General features: G+C 60.4%; 9 protein-coding genes. 8 read left to right on the top strand and 1 reads right to left on the bottom strand.

Features of this window, described 5'->3' with window-relative positions:
• Positions 1 to 187 precede the first annotated feature (187 nt).
• From WAW39_RS11695 to tnpA, 3 genes are all read left to right on the top strand, one after another.
• Positions 188 to 1,690 carry a cellulose synthase family protein gene (locus WAW39_RS11695; protein WP_422318963.1) on the top strand — a complete coding sequence of 501 codons (1,503 nt, stop codon included), beginning with the start codon at positions 188 to 190 and terminating at the stop codon, positions 1,688 to 1,690.
• 34 nt (positions 1,691 to 1,724) lie between these two features.
• The gene (locus WAW39_RS11690; RefSeq protein WP_422318962.1) at positions 1,725 to 2,444 is read left to right on the top strand and encodes a hypothetical protein; all 720 of its coding nucleotides are present in this window, start codon (positions 1,725 to 1,727) and stop codon (positions 2,442 to 2,444) included.
• 246 nt (positions 2,445 to 2,690) lie between these two features.
• Positions 2,691 to 3,176: an IS200/IS605 family transposase gene (tnpA, locus tag WAW39_RS11685; protein ID WP_422318960.1), complete on the top strand. Its 486-nt coding sequence runs from the start codon at positions 2,691 to 2,693 to the stop codon at positions 3,174 to 3,176.
• A gap of 198 nt (positions 3,177 to 3,374) precedes the next feature.
• On the opposite strand, the gene WAW39_RS11680 is transcribed toward tnpA, so the two are convergent.
• Entirely contained in the window at positions 3,375 to 3,629 is a 255-nt protein-coding gene (locus WAW39_RS11680; protein ID WP_422318958.1) for a hypothetical protein, read from the bottom strand.
• Positions 3,630 to 3,895: 266 nt separating this feature from the next.
• Here WAW39_RS11680 and WAW39_RS11675 point away from each other — a divergent pair, with 266 nt between their 5' ends.
• From WAW39_RS11675 to WAW39_RS11655, 5 genes are all read left to right on the top strand, one after another.
• Positions 3,896 to 5,197 (top strand): PQQ-binding-like beta-propeller repeat protein, encoded by a 1,302-nt coding sequence (locus tag WAW39_RS11675; protein WP_422318955.1) that lies wholly within the window; start codon positions 3,896 to 3,898, stop codon positions 5,195 to 5,197.
• Between the two features lie 215 nt (positions 5,198 to 5,412).
• The gene (locus WAW39_RS11670) at positions 5,413 to 5,604 is read left to right on the top strand and encodes an addiction module protein (protein WP_422318953.1); all 192 of its coding nucleotides are present in this window, start codon (positions 5,413 to 5,415) and stop codon (positions 5,602 to 5,604) included.
• 353 nt (positions 5,605 to 5,957) lie between these two features.
• Positions 5,958 to 6,986, top strand: coding sequence for a Gfo/Idh/MocA family protein (locus WAW39_RS11665; protein WP_422318951.1), 1,029 nt, complete (start codon positions 5,958 to 5,960; stop codon positions 6,984 to 6,986).
• Between the two features lie 173 nt (positions 6,987 to 7,159).
• On the top strand, positions 7,160 to 8,197 hold the full coding sequence (locus WAW39_RS11660; protein WP_422318949.1) for an RCC1 domain-containing protein: 1,038 nt from the start codon (positions 7,160 to 7,162) through the stop codon (positions 8,195 to 8,197).
• Between the two features lie 57 nt (positions 8,198 to 8,254).
• Positions 8,255 to 9,113, top strand: an 859-nt coding sequence (locus WAW39_RS11655; RefSeq protein ID WP_422318947.1) for an RCC1 domain-containing protein, incomplete at its 3' end; no start/stop codon positions are given.

Raw genomic sequence — 9,113 nt, 5'->3', positions numbered from 1 at the left:
CGCCACACCCATCCTACGGTCCGGAGCGCTGCATCCCCTCCCCTCTAACCATCGCTTTCCCGCACGCGCAGCGCCCGCCTCCACGTCGCGCTTAAAAATCCCGCCCCTACTGGCACCCGAAATGCTGCTTGATTGTTGGTAACTGGTGGAGATTGATGCGCCCCCGTGCCCTGCTTCCTCTTCCGATATGATTGTGTGGGATAATTTCTTCTGGTTCACCAGCTACATCCTTGTTTTCACCGCCCTGTCCGCCTTTGGCGCGCACAGAATCAAGGTGTTATACCATTATTGGAAACACCGCGCGGACGTGCCGGTGCCGCCCCATGAGTTCGCCGAGCTGCCCGTGATCACCGTGCAGCTCCCCATTTTCAACGAGCTCCACGTGGTGGAAAACCTCCTGCGCACCGTCAGCGCCCTGGACTACCCGCGCGACCGCCTGCAGATCCAGGTGCTGGACGATTCCACGGACGAAACCGCCCCGCACGCCGAGAAGCTTTCCGCCGATCTGAAGGCCAAGGGTTACGACATCGAGTATCGCCACCGCACGAACCGCAACGGCTTCAAAGCCGGCGCTTTGGACGAAGGCATGGCCTCCGCCAAGGGCGAGTACATCTGCATTTTCGACGCCGACTTCCAGCCCGCCCCGGACTACCTCAAGCAGGTGATCCACCACTTCACCGACGAGAAAGTCGGCATGGTGCAGGCGCGCTGGGGGCACCTGAACAAGAATTTCTCCCTGCTCACCAAGCTGCAGGCGCTTTTCCTCGACGGCCACCTCGTGCTGGAGCAGACGGCCCGCAGCCGCCACGGCGAATTCCTCAACTTCAACGGCACCGCCGGCATCTGGCGCCGGGCCGCCATCGAAACCGGCGGCGGCTGGCAGCACGACACCCTCACGGAAGACCTGGACCTCAGCTACCGCGCGCAGCTCAAAGGCTGGAAATTCATCTACCTCAAGGACGTCGTCGTCCCCGCCGAGCTCCCGCCGGACATGGACGGCTTCAAGAGCCAGCAGCACCGCTGGACCAAGGGCAGCATCCAGGTGTGCAAAAAGACCCTCGGCAACGTGTGGCGCAGCGACATCCCCCTGAGCCTGAAGATCGAGGCCACCTCCCACCTCACGTCGAACTTCGCCTACCTGCTCACGCTTTGCACCCTGGTGCTGATGTATCCCGCGAATTTCGTGATGGGCAGCAGCTGGCACAAGGCGGTCTTTGTGGACGTGCCCGTGTTCTTCTTTGCCTCCCTCAGCGTCATCATCTTTTACATGACCGCACAGGGCGCCCAGGGCCGCTGGGGCTGGCTGAAAACCCTGCCGTATGTGCCCATGCTGCTCGCCCTCGGCATCGGCATGAGCATCAACAACGGCAAGGCCGTGCTGGAGGCTCTGCTCAATCAGTCGTCCGAATTCGTCCGCACGCCGAAATACGGCATGGAAAACAAAGCGCAGGCCAGCAAGCAGCGCTCCCGCTACAAGGCCGGCAAGTCCATCGCCCTGTGGATCGAAGTCCTGCTCACCGGCTATTTCGGCTGGATGATCGCCCTCGCCGCCCAGCGCGGCCAGTGGGGCAGCATTCCCTTCCTCCTGCTGTTCTTCTTCGGCTTCGGGTACGTGGCGGCGGGCTCGCTGATGAAGCGGTTTTCAATGTCCGCGTTTCAGGCCCCGCAGCCGGTGCCGGTGGAGGTGTGAGGGGCGGGGGCGCTGAACAAATCACATTCTGAATATGGGTAAAATCTCTTCAGGAATTGAGGTGTTTTTTGCCGGAGCCAGTCCCGATGAGCAGGGCGCTGACGGCTCAAACAACTGCCTTACTGATCTGTTCACCCGGCTGGGCTCCGGGATGCTATGCGACTACTGGCGGCTCTTTGAGCCCGTAACCTTGTCCCACAAAATCGACCGGACTGATCTGGAGGAAAACTACGCGGGGTTTCCCATGAGCCAGTACACCTGCTGCAATGTCATAGGTGACTCCATTGATGGGAATCTAATTGCTCGTGACACAGGTTCAGGGCGGATGTTTCTGCTAAGAGCAGGGATGCCCACGCTGAGTTTTGAGTGCACTCTTGAGTCCTCGCTCAGACTTGTGAGTGAATATGGCTCAGCCGATGAGCAAAAGGTCTGGTACTATCAGAAAGACACTGACAAGGTTGATGGGTTCCAAAGACACTCATCGCTCCTGGGTGAAAAATCCGCCCAAGAGATTTTTGAAGTCCTCAGGACTCGCTTTGAAGCCACTTGCTTTGACGTGGGCAGCCGTAGCTTTGTGGCCGTCTTTGATGACTTGGAAATGATGGCGGTTCTGACCAGGCAGGACCGCGATGTAAAGCCCCAAAACCCTGAAAGGGTATGGTGGCTGAAGTTCTGCTGTGCCAACATAACTCTGGAATCCAAGTTGAAGGAGTTTTTCGTCTTCTTGCAAGACGCTGGTTTTATATTTAGGTAGACTGCGGCCACACCGAGGCATCTCATTTTGCCTCGGCTTCCGCAGAGTGATTGGTGGTGGTCTGGCGCCGTTTTACCTCCTGGCATTTTGGTTGTCCAGATCCTCCATGGGTATTCACCCACGCGATACGGCCAGCCCGACGACCATTGGATCGAAAGCGCGTAGCGCTGGCATAACGGTAGCCGTGGGTGAAACCCACGGTAGGCATGCAACCCACCGTTGCCAGAACGGTGGAACCGCGTAGCGGTGACACAAATCTCCGCCGCACCCATCGCCTCCGCCATGGCCAATACCTACACGCAGATCCTGTATCACATCGTGTTCTCCACCAAGGAGCGTGCCACGGTTCTGCGGGAAACCCGGCGGGAGGAATTTTTTCGTTACGTCTGGGGCGTTCATCAGGGCCTGAACTGCCACCTTCACCGCATCAACGCGATGGATGACCACGTTCACATCCTGATGACGTTGCATACCTCGCTGTCTCTGGCGGATTACATGCGCGAGCTGAAAGCGAACACCAGCCGGTGGATCAAACAGGAGGGCATCTTCCCTGGATTTGACGGCTGGCAGGACGGCTACGGTGCCTTCACGATTTCGGTCCGCGAAAAGGATGCTGTGATTCGTTATATCAAAGACCAGCAGGAGCATCATCAGCACACGGATTTTCTGGGGGAATTGCGTCGAATGCTGGATGAGGCCCGCATCAAATACGACGACCGATACATCGCGTGATCGTGGACTTGGGCTGATGCGGAGGTTTGTGTCACCGCTACGCGGTTCCTCGGGATTCGAACGGCATGGGCCACGCGGTTCCGTGGGTTGGCACCCACGGCTACCGTTATGCCAGCGCTACGCGCTTCCGGACCTGAAATTCATAAGCCGGCTTAGCGCCGAACGATCATGGCAGCGCTACGCGCTTTCATGGACTCGTCACTCGTCCATGCTCTCGCAGGCCGAGCTGAACCTGTACAGCTCGTCACGGATGCTTCGCAACAGATGTAGATCCCACCATTCGCCCGGGCCTTCGCATTCCAGCAGCAGTCTGGGGATCTCCTTCATCTCCAGCACCTCACGGTCTAGGATGGAGCGGCGGGCATCGACCGACAGGCACACGCCATATTTGACGCTGACCAGATCCATGAATCGAGCAAGGTGTTCCGGGGACATTGAATCGGCGATCATCATTGTTTGATGGCTGGGGCGAACTTATCCCGTTGCTGCGAATTCGGCAAGCAGTCCAGGGCGCGGACTTCAGTCCGCAGCGGGTCGCAAGCCCCCAGCGGGTGGGACTCCACACGGCATCGCGCAAACAGACCAATCCTCGGTGTGAACGGCCGGCACGTGAAACTCGGAGCGCCACCTGCTGCGGAGTGCTGCGGAATAAATTCCGCGCTCCACAGCCTGCATCCCCCGCGTAACTTTCCCGTCCTCCCCGGGTTATCTCTCCCCACATGAAATTGCTCTCCCGCGCCTTCGCTTCCGCCCTCACGTTCGCTCTCGCCACGCCTTCCCTGCTCACTGCCGCTGGCAATGACTGGCCGCGCTTTCTCGGGCCCACGGGGGCGGCCATTGTCACGGAATCGAAGGTGCCGCTGAAGTGGAGCGACACGGAGAACCTGCTCTGGAAAGCGGAAATGCCCGGCCCCGGCGCCTCCAGCCCCATCGTGCTCGGCGAGCGCGTCTTCATCACCTGCTGGACCGGTTACGGCGACAAACCGGGCGCGGACGACATGCGCCAGCTCGTGCGGCATCTCATTTGCCTCAACCGCGCCGATGGCAAGGTGCTCTGGGATGCCCAGGTGCCCAGCGCCGTAGCGGAGGATCCTTTCACCGGCTTCATCACCGAGCACGGCTACGCCACCCACACGCCCGTGACCGATGGAGAGCGCGTCTACGTCTTCTTCGGCAAGAGCGGCGCGCTGGCCTTTGACCTGCAGGGCAAGCAGCTCTGGCAGACCTCCTGCGGCACCAACTCCGGCCAGCGGCGCTGGGGTTCTGCAGCGAGTCCGATCATCCATGGAAACCTGCTCATCGTGAACGCCAACGACGAGTCCCAGACGATCTTCGGCCTCGACAAAACCACCGGCAAAATCGTGTGGAAAGCCGAGGGCGATTTCGGCATGGCCTACGGCACGCCCAACATCCTCAAGCGCGATGGCGGGGACGATCTCGTCATCGCCGTGCCGCAGGAGCTATGGGGCATGAATCCCGACACCGGCAAGCTGCGCTGGTATGCCACCCACGGCCTCACCGGCAACGTCTCCCCCTGCCTCGTCCCCGGTGGCGACACCGTCTATGTCTTCGGCGGTTTCCCCGCCACACGCAGCACCGCCATCAAGATCGGCGGCAAAGGCGATCTCGGCCCCAAGGCCATCCTGTGGGACAGCAACTCCAGCACTTACGTCCCCACGCCCATCCTCAAAGACGGCCACCTCTACGTCATCAACGATCAGGGATTCGCGCTCTGCATCGACGCCAAAACTGGCAAGGACATCTACCGCGAGCGCGCCACCATGGGCTCACGCGGCGGCGGCAAGCCCTTCTACGCCTCCCCCGTGCTCATCGGCGACAAACTCATCTGCGTCTCCCGCCGCAACGGCGCCTTCGTCCTCGCCGCCAAGCCCACCTACGAACTGCTCAGCACCAACGAATTCGCCAGCGACACCACCCACTTCAACGGCACCCCCGCCGTGAGCGGAGACGTGCTGATTCTGCGGAGCAACAAGGCGGTGTATTGCGTGGGCGTGCGGTAAGTGGCTGAGGCCAGAATCATTGGCCGCAAAGAGACGCAAAAAGGCGCAAAAAAGTCCGACTTGGGAGTGGCCGCAGAATGCGCGTGCCCGCCGCATAGAGTCCCCCGACGAGCCAGATTAGGCAGCACGGTCAGATTCCCACGCGTGCGGCAGGACTCCTCGCCACGGTGATTCACCCCCTCGACAATCCGCGTACCGTTTGATACAATCAAGCCATGCCGGTGATCATTGAACACATTCCTTGGATCGGAGAGGATTCTGACGCTGTTGAATCAGTATGGGATGCCGAAGTGACCGAGCGTGTGAAGGACGTGAAAGAAGGGCGCGTCACACTCATCTCAGGTGCAGAGTTTCAGTGTGGCACCGATGCCTTGTTTGCCGAACTCGGCATCAAGCGCCTGGCATGAGACTAGTGGCGCAACCGCAGCGGTAAGGCGTACTAGGCCTCACTGAAGGCCCGAATCATTGGCCGCAAAGAAGCGCAAAAAAATGAGCCCCTGAAGCGGCATCTTCCGCAGAGTCGAACCAGCAATGAATGGGTCTGTTCAGACCAAACAGACAGGTCTGTCCGCCCTCAATAACCACAGCGCCTTCTCCTTTTGCGCTTTTTGCGCCTCTTTGCGGCCAACCTCTGCCCCCACCGCTTTTTCGCACCTGTTTCAGTCCTTTTGTGCTGCGCAGCGGCGGTTTCTCCTACGCAGGCAATTTCTCCCCGAAACCCTGCCGAAAGGCCGCCCCACGTGCTGCGTAGTCCTCGGCCATGATTCGCACCCTGCTCTTCGTCGTCGGCGCTTCCGCGCTGCTTTCTCTCCATGCCAGCGCCCAGAACATCCGCGCCGGCATCATCGGGCTGGACACCTCCCATGTGCTGGCTTTCACCAAGACGCTGAACACCACGCCGCAGAAGCCGGAGGTCATGGGCGTGCGCCTCGTGGCCGCGTATGCGCAGGGCTCCAAGGACATCCCCTCCAGCACGGAGCGCGTGCCGGAGTACACGGAGAAGGTCAAGGCCCTGGGCGTGGAGATCGTCCCCAGCATCCATGAACTGCTCGACAAAGTGGACGTGGTCTTCCTCGAATCCAACGACGGCCGCGTGCATCTGGAGCAGGTGCTCCCGTGCATCGAGGCGCACAAACCGGTCTTCCTCGACAAACCCATCGCGGGCACTCTCGTCGATGCCATCAAGATTCTCGATGCCTCCAAGAAGGCCAGCATTCCCGTATTTTCCTCCTCTTCGCTGCGCTTTGGCAAAGGCACGCAGGCCGTGCGCGGCGGCAGCATCGGCAAGGTCAAGCAGGCCAGCACCACCAGCCCCGCCAGCCTGGAGCCCCACCACCCCGACCTCTTCTGGTATGGCATCCACGGCGTGGAGTCCCTCTTCACCGTCATGGGCACCGGCTGCCAGAGCGTGAAGCGCGGCACCGTCATGGAGGAAGTCACCACCGTGGACAAGGTCACGAAGGTGGAGACCAAGCAGACCGTCGCCCGCATCACCGTCACCGGCACCTGGGAAGGCGGCCGCACCGGCACCTTCACAGAATCCAAAGGCTACGGTGGCAAGGCCATCGGTGAGAAGGGCGAGGCAGCCATCGGCACCTACGACGGCTACGATCCCCTGCTCTACTCCATCGTGCACTTTTTTCGCACCGGCGTCGCTCCTGTGAGCCCTGAAGAAACACTGGAAATTTACGCCTTTATGGAAGCCGCCGACGAGAGCAAACGCCGCGGCGGAGCCGAGGTCACCCTCAAGGAAGTGATGGACAAGGCCCAGGCGGAAGCGCGCAAGTAGTGCCGGCATTTCCCTACACGCACCGTCTGTCAGCGAACCGCGTGCCCGCAGTGCAGGGCGCGCGGCCAGGCGGTGATGGCTTCAGCCATGTCCGCTTCTTAAATTCACAGCGGCAGAGCCGGTGAATGAATTACCTTGCCCGTTTGTAGGCGTGACTGCTATAAGCGATTTGCATGACATTCACCGCGCGTTGTTTCTTATACTCGACCTGTATTTTCCTTGCCCTGGCGCTGCCCACACAAGCGGCGACGGTGAATGCCACCTGGAACACCGCCACCGACGTGCCGGTGAGTGCCAGCAGCTACACCGCCACAGGGAACACGGTGAATTTCACCCTCAACTTTGCCCCGACCACCGGCACCAACCTCAAAGTGGTGAACAACACCGGCCTGCCTTTCATCAGCGGAACTTTCAGCAATCTGACGCAGGGGCAGGCAGTGAACCTGAGCTACAATGGTCTGAGCTATTCCTTTGTGGCGAACTACTACAGCGGCACGGGTAATGACCTTGTGCTGGTGTGGGCCAGCAACCGGCCCCTGGCATGGGGGGCGGATGCTTATGGGCAGTTGGGAAACAGTGTGACAACCACCTCCCCATCACCCGTGGCAGTGAACACTGCTGGCGTGCTGGCAGGCAAGACGGTCACTGCCGTTGCTAATGGGCCAAACCTCACTTTGGCGCTTTGCTCAGACGGCACGCTGGCTGCGTGGGGAAACAACGTATACGGCCAGCTGGGCAACGGCACCTTTGCCACCAGCAATCTGCCGGTGGCAGTCACCACCTCAGGCACCCCCCTGGCCGGCAAGACAGTCACCGCAGTTTCAGTCGGAGGCACCCACTGTCTGGCAGTGTGTTCAGACGGCACAGTTGCCGCATGGGGCTACAACAATTATGGCCAGCTGGGCAACAACAGCACGACGCAAAGCACCGTCCCGACAGCTGTCGTCACAGCAGGTACACCGCTGGCAGGCAAGACTGTCATCGCAGTTTCAGCAGGTGACTCCCACAGCCTGGCGCTATGTTCAGATGGGACGATGGCCGTCTGGGGCCAAAATCTCTTTGGCCAGTTGGGCAACAACAGCACGACGACAAGCACCGTACCTACGGCAGTGACCACCAGCGGAGTCTTGTCTGGCAAGACCGTCATCTCAGTTTCAGCGGGCAATACCTACAGTCTGGCGCTGTGTTCAGACGGCAAGGTGGTCGCTTGAGGAACTGGCATCAACGGTCAGCTGGGCAACAACAGCACAGCGCAAAGCAACGTCCCTGTGGCGGTGACCTCCAGTGGAGTCTTGTCTGGCAAGACCGTCATCGCAGTTTCAGCGGGCAACTCCCACAGTCTGGCGCTGTGCTCTGACGGCACGGTGGCCGCCTGGGGGCTTAACACCAACGGTCAGCTAGGCAACAACAGCACGGCGCAAAGCACCGTCCCTGTGACGGTTACCACCAGCGGCGCCTTGTCTGGCAAGACCGTCACCGCAGTTTCAGCGGGTGGTTCTCACAGTCTCACTCGATGTTCAGACGGCACGGTGGCCGCATGGGGGCTCAATTCCTATGGCCAGCTGGGCAGCAGCAGCCTGACCCAAAGCACAGTACCGATTGCGGTAAGTGTCAGCAGCAACGCTTTGACGGGTAAAACGGTGTCCATGGTCGCTTCCGGGCAAAACCACAGTGCTGCCGTGTGTTCCGATGGCACGGTGGCCATGTGGGGCAGCAATTCCAACGGCCAGCTGGGGAATGGCGCCGCATTTCTTTTTCCAGTCCCCACGCCGGGCACCACCACAGGGACACCCTTGGATGGCAAAACTCTCATCGCCCACGCCGCAGGAGGCGGTCATTCTCTGGGCCTCTGCTCTGATGGAACGCTCGCTGCCTGGGGCTCCAATTTCAACGGCCAGTTAGGCAATAACGCGACAGCCAGCAGCGGCAGTGTGCCGGTGGCGGTGACCACCAGTGGCGTCTTGTCTGGCAAGACCGTCATCGCAGTTTCAGCGGGCAACTCCCACAGTCTGGCGCTATGTTCAGACGGCACGGTGGCCTCTTGGGGGCTGAACACCAATGGCCAGCTGGGCAACAACAGCACGACGCAAAGCACCGTGCCTGTGGCTGTCATTACCAGCGGGATAT

Origin of the sequence: Prosthecobacter sp. (assembly GCF_049294395.1) — a bacterium.
GTDB lineage: Bacteria > Verrucomicrobiota > Verrucomicrobiia > Verrucomicrobiales > Verrucomicrobiaceae > Prosthecobacter.
This window is presented reverse-complemented; position numbering and strand designations above follow the sequence as displayed.

Bases quoted from the DNA above. Each gene is read 5' to 3' on its own strand.
- WAW39_RS11660 (WP_422318949.1), top strand. From the start codon at position 7,160: ATGACATTCACCGCGCGTTGTTTCTTATACTCGACCTGTATTTTCCTT.
- WAW39_RS11665 (WP_422318951.1), top strand. From the start codon at position 5,958: ATGATTCGCACCCTGCTCTTCGTCGTCGGCGCTTCCGCGCTGCTTTCT.
- WAW39_RS11690 (WP_422318962.1), top strand. From the start codon at position 1,725: ATGGGTAAAATCTCTTCAGGAATTGAGGTGTTTTTTGCCGGAGCCAGT.
- WAW39_RS11675 (WP_422318955.1), top strand. From the start codon at position 3,896: ATGAAATTGCTCTCCCGCGCCTTCGCTTCCGCCCTCACGTTCGCTCTC.
- WAW39_RS11670 (WP_422318953.1), top strand. From the start codon at position 5,413: ATGCCGGTGATCATTGAACACATTCCTTGGATCGGAGAGGATTCTGAC.
- WAW39_RS11695 (WP_422318963.1), top strand. From the start codon at position 188: ATGATTGTGTGGGATAATTTCTTCTGGTTCACCAGCTACATCCTTGTT.
- WAW39_RS11680 (WP_422318958.1), bottom strand. From the start codon at position 3,629: ATGATGATCGCCGATTCAATGTCCCCGGAACACCTTGCTCGATTCATG.